The sequence below is a fragment of the Halobacillus sp. GSS1 genome (genome assembly GCF_017307035.1).
In the GTDB taxonomy this organism is placed as follows: domain Bacteria; phylum Bacillota; class Bacilli; order Bacillales; family Halobacillaceae; genus Halobacillus; species Halobacillus litoralis.
In genome coordinates, this window is record NZ_JAFLHE010000013.1 from 1 (window position 1) to 15,656 (window position 15,656).

The 15,656-nt window shown below is 43.3% G+C and carries 15 protein-coding genes and 1 other RNA gene; 9 read left to right on the forward strand and 7 right to left on the reverse strand.

The window, feature by feature from the left end:
* Positions 1–181: 181 nt before the first annotated feature.
* Entirely contained in the window at positions 182–799 is a 618-nt protein-coding gene (locus J0K78_RS16835; protein WP_206948141.1) for a LysE family translocator, read from the forward strand.
* A gap of 62 nt (positions 800–861) precedes the next feature.
* Positions 862–1,617, forward strand: coding sequence for a YqcI/YcgG family protein (locus tag J0K78_RS16840; RefSeq protein WP_206948142.1), 756 nt, complete (start codon positions 862–864; stop codon positions 1,615–1,617).
* On the opposite strand, the gene J0K78_RS16845 is transcribed toward J0K78_RS16840, so the two are convergent.
* Entirely contained in the window at positions 1,606–2,922 is a 1,317-nt protein-coding gene (locus J0K78_RS16845; RefSeq protein WP_206948145.1) for an amino acid permease, read from the reverse strand. The two genes, J0K78_RS16840 and J0K78_RS16845, sit on opposite strands and share 12 nt — an antisense overlap.
* 121 nt (positions 2,923–3,043) lie before the next feature.
* Here J0K78_RS16845 and J0K78_RS16850 point away from each other — a divergent pair, with 121 nt between their 5' ends.
* Together J0K78_RS16850 and J0K78_RS16855 are read left to right on the forward strand one after the other, a co-directional pair.
* Positions 3,044–3,985 carry an arginine deiminase family protein gene (locus J0K78_RS16850; RefSeq protein WP_206948147.1) on the forward strand — a complete coding sequence of 314 codons (942 nt, stop codon included), beginning with the start codon at positions 3,044–3,046 and terminating at the stop codon, positions 3,983–3,985.
* Between the two features lie 96 nt (positions 3,986–4,081).
* Complete coding sequence (locus tag J0K78_RS16855; RefSeq protein ID WP_370551167.1) at positions 4,082–4,465, forward strand: DUF2512 family protein; 384 nt, start codon at positions 4,082–4,084, stop codon at positions 4,463–4,465.
* Here the strand turns inward: J0K78_RS16855 and J0K78_RS16860 are convergent.
* The 3 genes from J0K78_RS16860 to smpB all read right to left on the reverse strand — a co-directional run bounded on the left by J0K78_RS16860 (position 4,351) and on the right by smpB (position 5,992).
* A complete protein-coding gene (locus tag J0K78_RS16860; RefSeq protein ID WP_206948150.1) occupies positions 4,351–4,776 on the reverse strand; it encodes a universal stress protein in 426 nt (141 codons plus the stop codon). The two genes, J0K78_RS16855 and J0K78_RS16860, sit on opposite strands and share 115 nt — an antisense overlap.
* A 291-nt stretch (positions 4,777–5,067) precedes the next feature.
* Positions 5,068–5,430, reverse strand: a transfer-messenger RNA (tmRNA) gene (gene ssrA / locus J0K78_RS16865).
* Between the two features lie 97 nt (positions 5,431–5,527).
* Positions 5,528–5,992 carry an SsrA-binding protein SmpB gene (smpB, locus tag J0K78_RS16870; RefSeq protein WP_089651385.1) on the reverse strand — a complete coding sequence of 155 codons (465 nt, stop codon included), beginning with the start codon at positions 5,990–5,992 and terminating at the stop codon, positions 5,528–5,530.
* Between the two features lie 157 nt (positions 5,993–6,149).
* Here smpB and J0K78_RS16875 point away from each other — a divergent pair, with 157 nt between their 5' ends.
* Positions 6,150–7,022: a GNAT family N-acetyltransferase gene (locus tag J0K78_RS16875; RefSeq protein ID WP_206948152.1), complete on the forward strand. Its 873-nt coding sequence runs from the start codon at positions 6,150–6,152 to the stop codon at positions 7,020–7,022.
* Positions 7,023–7,109: 87 nt separating this feature from the next.
* Complete coding sequence (locus J0K78_RS16880; RefSeq protein WP_206948153.1) at positions 7,110–7,529, forward strand: Thoeris anti-defense Tad2 family protein; 420 nt, start codon at positions 7,110–7,112, stop codon at positions 7,527–7,529.
* 42 nt (positions 7,530–7,571) lie between these two features.
* On the opposite strand, the gene rnr is transcribed toward J0K78_RS16880, so the two are convergent.
* The 3 genes from rnr to secG form a co-directional block, all read right to left on the reverse strand.
* Positions 7,572–9,860 carry a ribonuclease R gene (gene rnr, locus J0K78_RS16885; protein ID WP_206948163.1) on the reverse strand — a complete coding sequence of 763 codons (2,289 nt, stop codon included), beginning with the start codon at positions 9,858–9,860 and terminating at the stop codon, positions 7,572–7,574.
* Between the two features lie 40 nt (positions 9,861–9,900).
* Positions 9,901–10,644: an alpha/beta hydrolase gene (locus J0K78_RS16890; RefSeq protein ID WP_206948165.1), complete on the reverse strand. Its 744-nt coding sequence runs from the start codon at positions 10,642–10,644 to the stop codon at positions 9,901–9,903.
* A 797-nt stretch (positions 10,645–11,441) separates the two neighbouring features.
* Entirely contained in the window at positions 11,442–11,675 is a 234-nt protein-coding gene (secG, locus tag J0K78_RS16895) for a preprotein translocase subunit SecG (protein ID WP_089651380.1), read from the reverse strand.
* A 365-nt stretch (positions 11,676–12,040) separates the two neighbouring features.
* Between secG and J0K78_RS16900 the strand changes: the two genes are divergently transcribed.
* From J0K78_RS16900 to J0K78_RS16910, 3 genes are read left to right on the forward strand one after another with little or no spacing between them, the layout of a single operon-like run.
* Positions 12,041–12,790: a DeoR/GlpR family DNA-binding transcription regulator gene (locus J0K78_RS16900; protein ID WP_206948167.1), complete on the forward strand. Its 750-nt coding sequence runs from the start codon at positions 12,041–12,043 to the stop codon at positions 12,788–12,790.
* A complete protein-coding gene (pfkB, locus tag J0K78_RS16905) occupies positions 12,787–13,701 on the forward strand; it encodes a 1-phosphofructokinase (protein WP_206948169.1) in 915 nt (304 codons plus the stop codon). The genes J0K78_RS16900 and pfkB overlap by 4 nt, the downstream gene beginning before the upstream one ends.
* A gap of 14 nt (positions 13,702–13,715) precedes the next feature.
* Positions 13,716–15,614: a PTS fructose transporter subunit IIABC gene (locus tag J0K78_RS16910; RefSeq protein WP_206948171.1), complete on the forward strand. Its 1,899-nt coding sequence runs from the start codon at positions 13,716–13,718 to the stop codon at positions 15,612–15,614.
* The last annotated feature ends 42 nt before the right edge of the window (positions 15,615–15,656 follow it).

The window sequence follows — 15,656 nt, forward strand, 5'->3', positions numbered from 1 at the left end:
CCGCGCTCTCGCGGAAAGCGAGCTATTCCCCGGACCCCCATCCACTCAACAAAAGTCTCGAAACTGAGTCTTCCACAAACGGGAGCTATAGTGGAATTAGGGAATTTAGGATTTTATTAATACAAAGAGCAACGTTTTAATATAGTATAGGGACATGCACCTATAAAGGAGGCAGCTCATCATGCTTTTCAGTTATATTCTTCTCGGCCTATCATTATCTGCTCCAATTGGTCCCATCAATGCTGCCCAGTTTGACAAGGGTATTCGGTATGGTTTTTGGCATGCCTGGCTTGTGGGAGTAGGAGCGATGTGTGCAGATGCCTTATTTATGCTCCTGATTTACTTTGGACTTGCTCAATACGTAGAACTGCCTTTAGTAAAAACGTTCCTTTGGTCTTTCGGTGCTTTCGTCCTGATTTATACAGGCATAGAAAGTATGACTGCATCCCATACAGAAGAAACGGTTCGTTCCCTATCATCTACAAAAAAGAAGGCTTTTCGGACAGGGTTTCTTATGGCGTTATCCAATCCTTTGAATATTCTTTTCTGGATCGGCATTTACGGCTCCATTTTAGCTCAAATCTCTTCTCAATATGAACAAGCTCAACTTCTTGTTTACAGCGGGGGAATTTTTATTGGGATCATGTTGTGGGACCTGACAATGGCTGGAGCCGCTTCAGGTGCTAGAAGATGGATGACATCAAGAGTGCTCCGAGGCGTTTCTGTACTTTCAGGACTTATGCTGATTGGTTTCGGGCTTTATTTTGGATATCAGGCAATCAAGATGTTTGTTGGATAGACAGTCACCTATATATGCTCTCTCCAATAGGATATGGATGTATCCTAGGAGGGAGATTTCTTATGTTGTACACCAAAGAAGATATAGAGAACCACGTGAACGATTTGGACCTGTGGCAGTATGAGGTTTACGAAAAATTTTCGAGCATGATGAATCAGCGGGAAACCCCTTATCCGTGTGTCCCCGGCATACAAGGGTTCATGAAGAATATGCTGCGTTTCGGATTCTTGGACGATCCACGTACAGGTAATAGTACTGATCAGTTGGCTCGTTTATTAAAAGATTATGGGGAAGTTTCAAGAGACACAGGGAATTATGCTTCTCTTGTCATCTTTTGTGATACCCGATCATTGTTGGATGAACAAACAACCATCGATGGATATGAAGAGCATTTTTGGACCATACTCAATGAAATACACAAAAAAGATCCTGCCCCCTGGCCTGAAGACATCCCGAGAGACCCTGAGGACCCTGCTTGGGAATTTTGTTTCAATGGGGAACCTTACTTCGCTTTCTGTGCAACACCTGCTCATGAAATAAGAAACAGCCGCCGCTTTCCTTGTCTGCTCCTCGCTTTTCAACCTCGTTGGGTTTTTGAGGAAATCAATAATTCTACTCCTTTTGGCAGGAAGATTAAAAAGGTGATTCGTAAGCGTTTGGTGGAGTATGACGGCATCCCTTCACACCCGGCTTTAAAGTGGTATGGGCAAAAAGACAACCATGAGTGGAAGCAGTACTTTTTAAAAGACGATGAGTCAACTTTACCCCAATGTCCTTTTACAGCTTTGAAAAACAAGTGGAAAAGTTTACGCCCCTGAATGGGGTGTTTTCTTTTGCTTCACCCATGTAGCCATTGAGATGAGGACCAAGAATGAAAGGCTTACTAAAAATCCGATTCGTGTCATGGCGTCCATCCATGTCCCTGTAATGGCAGCACCGATCAGGCCGATACCGAAGAATACGAGCGTCACTCCCTTTTTCCCTTTCACCATCAATTTCCGGTAAGACAATAGGATAAATGCCCAGTTGTATAAGAGCATCAACCCTGCTGCAGTCGTTACATATTCAAAAATGCGATCAGGAAGGAGTACGGCAAGTATAATAGAAAGAATGACGACGACAATCGTCAGAAGAAACGCAGGCTTTGAGACTTTCCCTTCTTCTTTTTCTGCAAATACCCCTGGTGCGTCCCCTTCCTCACTCAACGTCATCAACATCGTCGTCACAGCATAAAGGGAAGCGACCATGGTGGAGAATCCGGCAATAATTAAAACGCTGTTGAAAACATGTGGCACCCATGGAAGAGAATATTCCGTTAAGGCTGTGAGGAAAGGACTTTCGTCTGTCGAGATGTTCTTCCATGAAGTGAGCTTAATCACAAAATAAAAGGCGGTCACGTAAACCACGGTGAGTACCATCAGCATCAGTGTCCCTGATTTGGGTGCATCTTTTGGATCTTTCAATTCATTAGACATCAACCCCATGACTTCAATCCCTCCAAATGCATAAAACGCATAGAGCAGAGCGACCCAAAGACCAGACCAATTCCCATCAAAAAAAGAAGCCAGCGGACTTGTCAAAGGCCTCGGTGTTCCTCCACCGATATTTCCAGTCATAGCGAGGATCGCAATGATAATGAACATGATGATCGCAGAAATTTTTATCAGTCCGAAAACATTCTCCATCCGCTCAACTTGTCTTACACCTAGCCAAAGCACTAAGAGACCAAGGACAGCAAAAACACAAGCCAGCATCCACAGTGGGACCTTAGAAAACCAGAACTGCGCAAATATGGCGAGGGCTGTCAGCTGGCTCCCCATGATTAACATTTCCGAGGACCAGTAAACCCAGCCGTTACTAAATCCAGCCCATGGTCCAAAAGCTTGTTTGGCATAAGTACGAAATGACCCTTTTTCAGGATGGTTCGCCGTCATAGCTGCGAGCGAACGGAAAACAATATAGGTCCCGATCCCCGCCAATAAATAAGCTAACAGCACAGCAGGTCCTGCTTTTTCGATAGCAATGCTCGATCCTAGAAAGAAACCTGTTCCAATAATGCACCCAATTCCAATGAATGAAAGCTGCCACCAGGATAGCTTTCCTTTTTTATGTACGTCTGTCATTCCCACCCCTCCTCCTGCAATTAGTTTGAAATGAATCGTCAGGATTATGTGCGGGAGAGCAAGAATGTTTTTTCGTGATGAGGAGAAAGTATCAAGAGATGAAAAAAGGAGCGTGATATTCATGATCTCATTGACCCCTCATTGCTGGAATGAATCCGACGAACTTAAAAGTGTCGTCGTTTGTAAACCATCCGTCCTCCATGTCCCTGATAAACAAACGGCAACAGATCTTCGTTGGGAAAAGACAGCTGACAGCGATAAAACAAGACATTGTTTCAACAAAATGGTGGACGCCATGAATAACGAAGGTGTTCAAGTCATTGACTATTCCACTTTTCTTAAGAGTGAGGAACGGGCGTTCCATGAACAATTGATTAACCGCGTTTTTGTCCGTGACCTCGCATGCGTGTTCGGGAATCAGGTAATTCCCGGGGAAGCGGGTACTACCATGAGAAGGCCTGAGTACATTCATGCCCATAAAGTTTTTGAGCAGTGGTTTGATGAAAGACATTTCTCCATCCACCAAAATGATACAGTAAATGCACTTGAGAACGGGGATGTATTCGTTTTAAACAAGGATGCGGTTTTTATCAATGTAGGAATGCGGTCAAGCTACGAAAGCGGAAAGGCATTAAAAGAGAAATTAATCCCTCTCGGTTTTTCCGAAGTGGGGATCATCGACCTTCCCCGTCGTGGAGATACGATGCACCTTGATATGAACTTCAATATTGCAGGACATGGACTAGCTTTGGCCAAAAGTTATATGCGCTATTTTCCTGTCGAAGTTTTATCTGCAAACGGAGCCTCCTATGTCATGATGCACGAATTCCTTCACCGTCATGGGTTTGAAATCATTTGGACCGATGAAGTGAAACATACCGTGGCTGATATCAACTTTTTGAATTTGGATCCCGAAACGTTATTAATCAGCACGAAAGCCCACAAAAAGATTTTCCACATTGAACAATTGAAAAAGAAACGGCTGATTGAAGTGGATGTTGACGAATTAGAAGCGGGCGGAGGCGGAATTCGATGTATGACCTTGCCTATTGAACGACGATAGAAAGCGTTCTGAAGCAGGGCCAAAAGCTTAACATGAACGAGCTTTTCAAGTAGGAATGATGGACGATGGAGTGAGAAAGGATAGGACCGAGGAGGTGTGCATTTGGAACATGTAAAACTATTCGCAATGAAATTCATCTTTACATTTGTCGTCCTTTTCCTCATTTTAGGTGGAGGATTTAAGATTTCGTTTGGAGATGTTTCTCTGATCAGCTTTGTCCTGAGTCTGGTGGGTTATGCCATCGGGGAGTACAAGGTTCTTGACCGTGCAGAAGTGGGAATTAATGTAAGACCTAGTCATCCAACATTAGGGGGACCAGGTCTTCTTTTTTTATGGACATTTGCTTGTCTTCTTCCTGTGTTGAATTATTTAACCATTGTGACTGGACAGGTAGCTACATGTAAAACATTAAAGCTAACACTGCCCACAATCTTACTTTTGATTGCACCTAATCCTCGAGACCCCATAACGATACTATAGACATTTGATTCTTTTGCTTCTTTAGCAATTTCAAAGTCGGGTGAACCAATTCTCATTTTTGTGTGTACGGCGATATCAGAATTACCGATTGCTTTCAAGGCTTCATCAATTACTTCTTTAGCGTTTTCCTGCTGGTACTGACGCACTTCTTCTCTGCATACAAACCGATTAATATTAGGGGAATTATAATTATATTGAACATTTAAGAGAAGAATCTCAGCCCCCATTGCTTTTGCTATCTCCATTGCATGTTGTAAAGCTCTAATCGAAAAATCCGAACCATCAATCGGCACTAGAATTTTTTCTGTCATTTACATTCACTCCTTCATAGAAAATAATGAATAGATGGCTTCACCACAAAAAGAAATCGCTTTCATTGTCATAAAAAAAGATCCTTTTCCTTCGAAGACTTTTGATGATTCAATCGTTATGCTAAAGGTTTACTTATAAATATTTTATCAAATCTACTCTCTTATAAATACAAAAAATTCATTGCTAAGGAATCCCGTTTTCTTCAGGGGGCTATTATGAATGAGAGGTGAAGAGGCGTGACAAACCCCTGTGGGAAGAATTAAGCATAAAAAAACCACCAATGTATGTATTGGTGGAGACGGTGGGAGTCGAACCCACGTCCGGAGATATCGGCACTCGGGCTTCTACGGGCGTAGTTGATATATTATATTTCACTGCCTCTTCAGCCTACCAACAGGCTTCCGAGGAGCTAGCCTGATTGTTCTCTTCGTTTTTCCTCAGGCGGTGGAAAAACGCGTAGCCCACTTTAGTTTGAGACCCTTCATCTAGCACATGGGCGATACCAGGAAGGATCAGCTATAGACTACTTACGCAGCTACAGCTAGGTTTTCGTTAGATTCGCCAGTTATATTTAGGCAAATGACGGTTTTACGAGGCGTCGCTCGACTCGCAACCCGAGCTCGACCTATCCCCGTCGAATCCGTAACGTCCCCGTTAGGATTAAGGGATAACAGTCAAGCTGTTCATCCATGTCGCGTTGACGACAAATTCTATTATAGCAGAAATATAATATTTTTCAAGGGGTAGGCGTTATCGAAGACTGTCCTTGATCGCACGGTCGATTTCACGCTTCTGCTGTTTACGTTTCAGATCTTCCCGCTTATCATATTTCTTCTTGCCTCGACCAACTCCAACCAGCACTTTAGCCACACCATTCTTTATATAGACCTTCAATGGAACTAAAGAATAGCCTTTCTGTTGTGTTTGGCCGATCAGTTGATTGATTTCCTTTCGGTGCAGCAACAGCTTACGTGCCCGAGTGGGTTCATGGTTGTAAATATTCCCCTGCTCGTATGGAGAAATGTGCATGTTGTGCAGATACACTTCACCTTTATTGATACGGGCAAAGCTGTCTTTCAAGTTCAAACGTCCATTACGAATCGATTTGATTTCTGTGCCCTGTAAAACGATTCCTGCTTCAAACGTTTCTTCAATGGCAAAATCGTGACGGGCTTTTTTATTTTGAGCTAACGTTTTTCCATGTCCTCTTGGCATACCTTTTCCTCCTCTGTTGCGTCCCTTCATTGTACCAAATCTCTTAGTCATTTCCAATTGATAGCTTGCGGATGAGATTTGACCTTTCTGAATAGACTTTTTCTGTCAGCGTGTGAGAATATAAAGTTGCATATGCTTGATAAAGGAGATACAACGTATGGAACAAGTCATGAATGTAAAACCCTTAACGATAGAAGACTACACGGCTCTCAAAGAAATGGATACAGGAATTGAAGACGACTATGTGGTAAGGATTTTCGATCGACTCGTCACGTCGGACAGTCATGAGCTCTTCGGGCTTTTTCAGCATGGGCACATGCTCGCTGTCGGCGGTTACAGCCTCTTTGGTCAGGACAAATTTGCCATGCTTGGCAGGCTTCGAAGTGACCGCCGCTTTCATATGAAAGGGCACGCCACAGAATTGCTAAAACCTGTTGTAGATCAATTAAAAAAAGACCCAAGAGTCAGCTGGATCGGGGCGAATACACACCTTGGCAATTTACCAGCAAGGCGTGTCCTTGAAAAACTCGAAATCAACCAGGGACCAATCATCCACTACCTCACTTTAAAACGCCCTGACTTGTTGACAGGCCACACGCCGGGAGCTGTATGGAAGCCTGTTCACACTCTAAAAAGAAAGCGCAGCCTGCTGAACAGTTTGCAAGGAAACTCCTTAGGAACCTTTCCATACGAATGCTACTATCCTTTTCCTTTTGACGGAGCTCTTTTTACCGATGATTATTTACAGGCTTGTTCCTTTTTTGAAAATGATGATCAAAGTCGCTTCGTCATCATTAAAAACGATACAAAAAAATACGATTATTCCCATGTTAAGTACTTCTGGGACGATCATTACAATCAACCAGGTTTTTTTGAAACCATTCTTCATCATTGGAAGAACAACCCAGATAATGTTGGCTGCTGGATCGATTTTTCAGACCAGGGATTTAAGAACATTCCTGAACTGACCGCCTATGATGTCCAGGAACCTTGGATCCTTTATGGCTCTTGGAAAAAGCCACAATTATGAAAATACTCCCGCATATATTGACAAGCTCCTTCATAGTATTTAGAATCCTCTAAGGAAAAATTTTAACGCAAGAAAGGATTAAAGACTATGAACTTTATGCAAGCCGTTCAGCTGTTAGATGAAGGTCATGCTTTGGAACGTCATACATGGAAGAATTCCGGATATATTGTAAAGGATGAAAAAGGAAAAATTGTTTTCTTTGATCATAATGAACCTGCTTTTTATTCTTTAACTACAGAGGATGCTCTCGCTTCTGATTGGGAAAAAACAGACAAAGATCAATGGACGATTGTTTCTGTCACCCATGACCGCGAATTGATGCAGGGTAAACTTTTTGTTTCTTATCACATTTGCTCCGAAAACAAAGGCAGCATTATGAACAACCGCCTCGTAGAAGAAGATGAATTGTCACAGTGGTCCCGTTTCGTAGATCTGGACCTTACCAATTCCGCACGCTATTTAAATGCACAGGATGTAGCCACTGTTCAAAATACGATCAGTGCATAAAACGCCACTAAAAAACGCGCGAAATGATTTCGCGCGTTTTTCTTATTTCTTCTTTTTGCTTCCTTTTTTAGGAACACCTTTATTTCTGTAAAAAGGTTTGTTCCCTTTTTGTTTGTTTTTCTTCTTCTCTTTTTTCCGGTCAGGACCCTTAGATTTAATCTGTTTTGGACGTTCTGGACGCTTCCGTTCTTTTCTCGGTTTCATACCATCAATTTCAAAATCAACGACGCGTTCTTCAATATTGACATTGGTCACCTTGATGGTTACTTCATCACCGATTCGATAAACATTCCCTGTGCGTTCCCCAATCATGGCATACTGTTTTTCATGATAATGATAATAATCGTCGGTCAATGTACTGACGTGCACCAGACCTTCTACCGTGTTCGGAAGTTCGACGAACATTCCGAAACTGGTCACAGAGCTGATGACACCCTCATATTCTTCTCCGATTTTATCCTGCATGAATTCTGCCTTTTTCAGGTCATCCGTTTCTCGTTCCGCATCCACAGCCGCACGTTCCATCTCGGAAGAATGGCGGGCAATTTCCGGCATTTGATCTTTCCAATGTTTCCGTGTCTTATAATCCAGTTTTTCTTCGACCAAGTAAGTGCGGATTAGACGGTGGACGATCAAGTCAGGGTATCGGCGGATCGGAGAAGTGAAGTGGGTATAGAAATCCGTTGCCAATCCGAAGTGGCCTAGACCTTGAGGATCATACTTCGCCTGCTGCATGGAGCGCAGCATCAGCTTCGAGATAATCATATCTTCCTGTGTACCCTTCACTTCTTCTAACACCTTCTGCAAAGCCTGTGGATGAACATTGTCTGCTGTTCCTTTGACGGAATATCCCATATTTGCAACGAACTCAAAGAAGTTCTGCAGCTTATCTTCATCCGGATCCTGGTGAATACGGTGAATGAACGGAACATCCATCCAATGGAAGTGTTCTGCTACAGTCTCGTTCGCAGCCAGCATGAATTCTTCAATCAAACGCTCTGCCACAGAACGCTCACGAAGGCGGACGTCGACAGCTTTCCCTTCCTCGTCAACGACAACGCCAGCTTCTTTAAAGTCAAAATCAATGGCACCGCGTCCCATTCTTTTTCCTCTCAAAATACTGGCCAGCTTCTCCATGTCTTTGAACATCGGCACAAGCTCTTCATATTTTTTCATCAATTCAGGATCTTCGTCCTGTAAAATGCTGTTCACATCTTTATAAGTCATTCGTTCATTGGTCTTGATAACACTTTGGAAAATTTCGTGGTTCACGACTTCCCCACTACTGTTGATTTCCATTTCACATGTTAATGTAAGACGATCCACTTGCGGATTCAAGGAACAGATCCCGTTGGATAAACGGTGTGGAATCATGGGAATAACACGATCCACCAGATACACACTCGTCGCGCGTTCTCTCGCTTCCTGATCAATAGGCGAACCTTCTTTTACATAATAGGTGACGTCGGCAATGGAAACACCCAGCTTATAGTTTCCGTTATCAAGCTTCTTGACCATGACAGCATCATCAAGGTCTTTAGCGTCCGCTCCATCGATCGTGACAATCATTTCATCACGAAGATCGCGGCGGTTTTTGATTTCGTCCGGATGGATCTCATCCGGCGTATCTGCCGCTTGTTGTAATACTTCCTCAGGAAAGTCCACTTTAATGCCATGTTTATAAATGATGGAGATGATATCAATACCAGGATCATTTTTATGGCCTAGAATTTCTACGATCTCTCCTTCAGCACTCATCCGGTCTTCGGGAAACTTCGTAATGTTCACAATAACTTTATGTCCATCAATCGCTCCGTTATTCTGACTCTTCGGGATGAAGATATCATTTGGAATCCGTTTATCATCGGCAATGACAAAACCAAAATTCCGGCTGGATTCGTATGTTCCTACGACACGTGTCGTAGCTCTTTCCAAAATACGGATGACTGTGCCTTCCGGGCGTGTTCCATCCTCTTTCCTTTTCTCAATGCGAACGAGGACTTTATCATTGTTCATCGCTGAATGAAGGTCGGAATGATGAATGTACACATCATCCTTATCCTCCTCATCAGGAATTAGAAAAGCGAATCCTTTCGCATGCATTTGTATACGACCACGAATCAGGTTCATCTTCTCAGGAAGACCGAAGCGATTCTTACGGGTCCGGACAAGCTCCCCCTCTTCCTCAAGTTCATTCAGTACCTTCATGAGGTTCTTGAATTCATCAGAACTTCCAAGTTCCAATGTCTCTTCAAGCTCTTGTACAGATAGTGGTTTTGACGCTGTTTCTTTGAAAAAGTCTAAGATTTGTTGTTTTAACTCTATACTCATTTGTCTTACCTCCTTTTAAATGAAGGACAAGACTCCGGCATCATGACCAGTCCAGAGACTCCAGGAAAGCGAGGATATCTTCGTGCAGCTGCTCTTTTTCCTTATCCATCGTGATCACATGACCAGAGTTTTTGTACCATTTAATATCTTTTTGATCGGCTTCTACTTGTTCATAAATATAGTTTGCACTTTCTGTGTTAATCATTTCATCATTTTCTGCCTGTACAACAAAAGTAGGTGTGTAGATTTGATCGACTTCATCATGAACTTCCGTAATAAACCCGCCTAACTGTTTGAACATCTCTTGCGATTCATTAAGAAGTTCCTGTACTTCACGATCAATGGTTTCTTTATCTTTTCCTTCGAGTTGTTTATACTGTCTCGCTTTGAATTCGAACCCTTGGGTCAATTGCTTCTCATTATCAAAGAACATCGGCGAGCACATGGTAATGATTCCTTTGATAGGCTCTGAATAAGCAAGCTTCAGGCCAAGTACACCTCCAAGGGACAAGCCCGCGACAGCAATTTTCTTATAGCCGAGTCCGCGCAAATGGTTCAAGGCGGCCTGGACATCCGCCCACCAGTCCTCGGGTCTTGCTTCGATCAATGCTTCAAGTTCTTTACCATGCCCTGCATAAATTGGAGCATGTGAGGTATAGCCGTGCTTTTGCAAAAACCGGCCAAGCATCCGCACATCAGCAGAATGGCCAGTAAATCCATGTAGTAATAATACCGCACGCTCTCCTTCCTCAAACGTAAATGGCTGAGGTTGTTTAATTTTCATGTCATTCTCTCCTTACTTCATCTATGTCCTGTTTTTAAGATTTCATTCTAAAGGGCAATGTATTCTATTTTACCAAAATTAAGTTCCCCTGGCACATTTTGAACCTCAACAAGCTTTTCCCGCTGTTATTCAGCTATATGGCAGGATTGTGAAAGACTCAGTTTCGAGACTTTTGTTAAGTGGATGGGGGCTGCGGGGAATGACTCGCTTTCCGCGGGAGCGCGATGAGCCTCCTCAGGCTGACGCCTTCCGGGGTCTCACCTAGCACTCTTTTCCCACAGGAGTCTCGCCATTCCCCTCCGTCCCTTAACCAAGGAAGTTTCTCGAAACTACTACCTAAAAAATCAGCTTGTATGGTTAAGAGAAGTAAATGATATAATCTCTACCACATTGACTTTTAGCATACGCAAATGCTTGATACTACGCACTATATGCCCGCCTAGGAGAGAAGAATTGGAACATTACTTATGAATACAAGTGTTCTAATCATCGACTTCCCTCAACCATTCAAGCTGACCCTTTTAGAAGTGGTTCCGAGACACTTATAAGGTAAAGGGGCGGAGGGAAACGGTGAGACTCCTATGGGACGTGTGGGACAGGTGAGACCCCGGAAGGCGTAGCCTGAGGAGGCTCACCGCCCGCCCCATGGAAAGCGAATCGTTTCCCGGAGCCCCTAGAATTACACAAAAATCTCGAAACTGAGTTTTCAACTAAAGGGGGCTATTGTGAAGGATTAAGCTTGAAAAGGAGAACATAAAAAAACTGCGCTTCGTTTTCATGAAGCGCAGTTTTTTTGATTAACCGAGGATATATGCAGTTAAGAAAGCTAATACAAAGAAAAGAACGCCTGTTACTACCGTTGCCTTGTGCAATACGGCATCAATTCCTCGTGCTTTCTGCTTCCCAAATAATTGTTCCGCTCCGCCAGAAATCGCTCCTGAAAGACCGGCACTTTTTCCGGATTGCAATAGTACAAGGACGATCATTGCAATCGTGTTAATGGTTAATAAAGTAATTGCAAGTGTTTCCATGATGTGCCCACACCTCCTAAAAACGTACAGATAACTAGTTTAAATGTAGCATAAAAGCCTTTCATCAGCAAGCTTATTCTAGATTCATTAAAGGTATGGACACACGTATAGGAAAAGCGATAAGAAAGAGAATATCGATTATATAAAACTAAAGATGTTTAATGAATCAGAGGACAAGTACTTTTGGTGGTCACCCCTTTTGACACGTAACGCTTTTTTCAGCGAGGTACAAAAAACTGAACCTAATATCCGCTCTTCCTTGAACAGTTTTGATTGTTTTTGAACGTTTTTGAAAGTTTATGGTTGATTTTTGTAAGGGTTTTCTTTTATTATAAATATAGATAACAAGCAGGGAGTGTAGGAACATGCTTACACCAGAACGTCATCAACTTATAATAAAAACAGTCAAAAACGATCATACATCAAAAATCAAACGTCTAGTTGAAGTAACAGGAGCGTCAGAATCAACCATCCGTCGTGACTTAGATCAGTTGGAGGAACAAGGACTCTTAAGGCGGGTTCATGGCGGAGCTTCATTAAATAGCTCTGCAAGTGAAGAGCCGACTATGGTGGAAAAAGTCACAAAATTCCATAGTGAAAAACAGGCCATTGCCCAATTCGCAGCCTCGCTCGTCCAGGAGGGGGATTGTATTTTCATTGATGCTGGTTCCACTACTTATGAGATGATTCCCTTCTTGAAAGAGAAAAACATCATTGTTGTAACGAACGGATTAAGTCACTTAGACGCGCTGAATAATCATCAAATTAAAACCTACGTCCTAGGCGGTCTTGTTAAACACCAGACAGGCGCTGTCGTCGGTGCCGGGGCGATTCAAAACCTTCAACAATACCGCTTCGACCAGTGTTTCATGGGAGCAAACGGAGTAACCCTCAAGGATGGGTACACCACTCCCGACCCTGAAGAAGCGGCAATTAAAGAGATGACATTGAATTTATCAAAGAATCGTTTTGTACTTGCTGATCATTCTAAATTTGAGAAAGTCGCTTTCATGAAATTCTCTGATCTTTCAGAAGCAGAAATCATTACCGATTTTAATGGAGCATCCATCGAAGATTACCGTAAGAAAACGAATATAAAGGTTGTGACAACATGATTTACACGTGTACATTAAACCCTTCCATCGACTACATCATGAACGTCGATGCTTTTGAGGCAGGAGCTTTGAACCGAGCCAAGGAAACCTTCTATTACCCAGGAGGAAAAGGCATCAACGTTTCTCGTGTCATGGGCCGGCTTGGTGTTAAAACAAAAGCACTTGGATATATTGGTGGCTTCACAGGTGCTTATGTCCAGCAGTTTTTAGACAGGGAAGCTGTTGATCATGCTTTTATTGAAACGTCTCAAACGACAAGAGTGAACGTCAAGCTGAAAAGTGACATGGAAACAGAGATCAACGGGCCTGGAGCTGAAATATCAAAACCATTACAAGAAGAGCTGTTAGAGCAAGTGAGAAACCTTTCTACCAGCGACACACTTGTTCTTGCTGGAAGTCTACCTTCTTCCCTCCCGTCCGACTTTTATATAACCATGGCGGCCATCTGCGCTGAAAATGGAACAAAAGTCGTGGCTGACACATCCGGCAAAGCATTGGAACAATTGCTCGGTCACCCGCTCTTCCTACTGAAACCAAACCATCATGAACTGGGCGAGCTTTTCAATGTAGAGATTGATACTAAAGAAAAAGCAGCTCAATACGGAAAGCGGTTGATTGATCAAGGTGTTGAGCACGTCATTGTATCTATGGGCGGTAAAGGTGCTGTATATATGGGCCGAGAACACGAAATGTTCGCCAATGTTCCTCGAGGTCAAGTGAAAAACTCAGTCGGAGCAGGAGATTCCGTTGTCTCAGGTTTTCTAGCCGCACTGGAAAATGAGGAATCCATCCAGGAAGCTTTCCGTTATGGAGTGGCATCAGGAAGTGCCACAGCTTTTCAGGATGACCTTTGTCAAAAAGAAGATGTTGAACGTTTACTGACAGAAATCCAAGTTTCCAATATAAACTAAGGGGAGTGAATCACATGAAAATTACAGATTTACTGACGAAAGAAACCATCGTATTGAATATGTCTGCCTCTTCCAAACCAGAGGCTATTGATGAGCTTGTTGGTCAATTGGACCATGCCGGTAAGCTGAATGATCGCGATGATTTCAAGCAAGCCATTGAAGCACGTGAACAGCAGAGTACCACAGGAATTGGGGACGGAATCGCCATCCCGCACGCAAAAACTTCTGCTGTAAAGGATCCTGCCATTGCTTTCGGAAGGTCCCAGGATGGATTGGATTATGAATCACTGGACGGTCAGCCGACGAATCTATTTTTTATGATCGCAGCTTCTGAAGGCGCTAACAACACTCATTTGGAAACACTGTCCCGTCTTTCTTCCTTTTTAATGGATAACAAATTCCGTCAGCAGCTGGAGGAAGCGAAGACAGAAGCTGATGTGATTGAAGCGATCAATGCCAAAGAAGCGGAAGAAGACGATGAGGAAGAAACGGAAGAACAAAACACAGGTAAAATTCTTGCGGTTACAGCGTGTCCTACCGGAATTGCCCATACGTATATGGCAGCCGACAAACTTAAAGCGACAGCGAAAGAAATGGGTGTGAACATCAAAGTTCAAACCAATGGTTCCAGTGGAGTCAAAAACCGCCTGACAAGTGAGGATATTGCTGAGGCTGATGCGATTATCGTTGCCGCGGATACAAAAGTTGAAATGGAACCTTTCCAAGGAAAGCCGGTCATTGAGGTACCCGTCGCTAAGGCCATTCATGAACCGAAAGAATTGATTGAAAAAGCTACCAAGAAAGATGCGCCTATTTACCAGGGTACTGGAGAGAAAAAAGAAGGTTCTCAGGATAAAGGACAGCGCACAGGTTTTTACAAACATTTGATGAATGGTGTATCAAACATGCTGCCTTTCGTTGTTGGAGGAGGAATTTTAATTGCCCTTTCCTTCTTCTGGGGAATCAATTCTGCGGATCCATCAAATGAGGAATACAACCGCTTCGCAGAAATGCTTAATATCATAGGTGGCGGAAATGCTTTCTTCCTGCTCGTGCCAGTCCTTGCCGGTTTTATTGCTTCCAGTATTGCGGATCGGCCAGGTTTTGCGCCGGGAATGGTTGGTGGATTAATCGCTATCACACAAACGGCCAATGAAAATGCAACGAACGGTTCTGGTTTCCTTGGCGGATTGATTGCAGGTTTCTTAGCCGGTTATTTGACACTGCTTGTTAAAAAGTGGCTGGAAGGTTTACCTGCTATATTGGATGGGATGAAGACCGTACTCTTCTATCCTGTTATCACGATCTTTGCTACTGGTATGATAATGTTACTGATTAACCCTACGCTGACAAGCGTTTATACAGCATTATTCGGATTTCTTGAAAACATGAGTGGATCGAACCTCGCTCTTCTTGGTCTCATTGTCGGTGGTATGATGGCAGTCGATATGGGAGGCCCAGTGAACAAAGCGGCCTACACATTCGGAATTGCAGCCCTCGATGCAGGGAACTATACATTTATAGCAGCCGCGATGGCTGGTGGCATGGTTCCACCTCTTGCGATGGGATTAGCTACGACCCTTTTCAAAAACAAGTTCACGAAACAGGAGCGCGAAACAGGAAAAGCCGCTTATCCACTTGGAGCTTTCTTCATTACAGAAGGAGCCATTCCATTCGCAGCAGCTGACCCGGCCCGTGTGATTCCTTCTATGGTCGCAGGAAGTGCTTTGACAGGTATGCTGACGATGTTGTTCGGAATCGGTCTACGCGCTCCGCACGGCGGTATTATCGTTGCCCCGCTCGTAGAAGGTGGGTTCATGCAGATCCTCCTTTATCTAGTGGCAATCATTGCCGGTACAATTCTTGCAGCAATTGTTGTAGGATTCTTGAAAAAAGACATCCAAAAGGCTTAAAATAATAAAGTTAGGGTAAGTCATAAACAATAGCATGTTTAA

What these genes read in the sequence shown, in the direction of transcription:
- pfkB (WP_206948169.1), top strand. Translation starts at nt 12,787, where the DNA reads ATGATTTACACGTGTACATTAAACCCTTCCATCGACTACATCATGAAC.
- J0K78_RS16880 (WP_206948153.1), top strand. Translation starts at nt 7,110, where the DNA reads ATGAACTTTATGCAAGCCGTTCAGCTGTTAGATGAAGGTCATGCTTTG.
- J0K78_RS16850 (WP_206948147.1), top strand. Translation starts at nt 3,044, where the DNA reads ATGATCTCATTGACCCCTCATTGCTGGAATGAATCCGACGAACTTAAA.
- J0K78_RS16845 (WP_206948145.1), bottom strand. Translation starts at nt 2,922, where the DNA reads ATGACAGACGTACATAAAAAAGGAAAGCTATCCTGGTGGCAGCTTTCA.
- J0K78_RS16840 (WP_206948142.1), top strand. Translation starts at nt 862, where the DNA reads ATGTTGTACACCAAAGAAGATATAGAGAACCACGTGAACGATTTGGAC.
- J0K78_RS16835 (WP_206948141.1), top strand. Translation starts at nt 182, where the DNA reads ATGCTTTTCAGTTATATTCTTCTCGGCCTATCATTATCTGCTCCAATT.
- J0K78_RS16875 (WP_206948152.1), top strand. Translation starts at nt 6,150, where the DNA reads ATGGAACAAGTCATGAATGTAAAACCCTTAACGATAGAAGACTACACG.
- J0K78_RS16860 (WP_206948150.1), bottom strand. Translation starts at nt 4,776, where the DNA reads ATGACAGAAAAAATTCTAGTGCCGATTGATGGTTCGGATTTTTCGATT.
- secG (WP_089651380.1), bottom strand. Translation starts at nt 11,675, where the DNA reads ATGGAAACACTTGCAATTACTTTATTAACCATTAACACGATTGCAATG.
- J0K78_RS16890 (WP_206948165.1), bottom strand. Translation starts at nt 10,644, where the DNA reads ATGAAAATTAAACAACCTCAGCCATTTACGTTTGAGGAAGGAGAGCGT.
- J0K78_RS16900 (WP_206948167.1), top strand. Translation starts at nt 12,041, where the DNA reads ATGCTTACACCAGAACGTCATCAACTTATAATAAAAACAGTCAAAAAC.
- smpB (WP_089651385.1), bottom strand. Translation starts at nt 5,992, where the DNA reads ATGCCAAGAGGACATGGAAAAACGTTAGCTCAAAATAAAAAAGCCCGT.
- rnr (WP_206948163.1), bottom strand. Translation starts at nt 9,860, where the DNA reads ATGAGTATAGAGTTAAAACAACAAATCTTAGACTTTTTCAAAGAAACA.
- J0K78_RS16910 (WP_206948171.1), top strand. Translation starts at nt 13,716, where the DNA reads ATGAAAATTACAGATTTACTGACGAAAGAAACCATCGTATTGAATATG.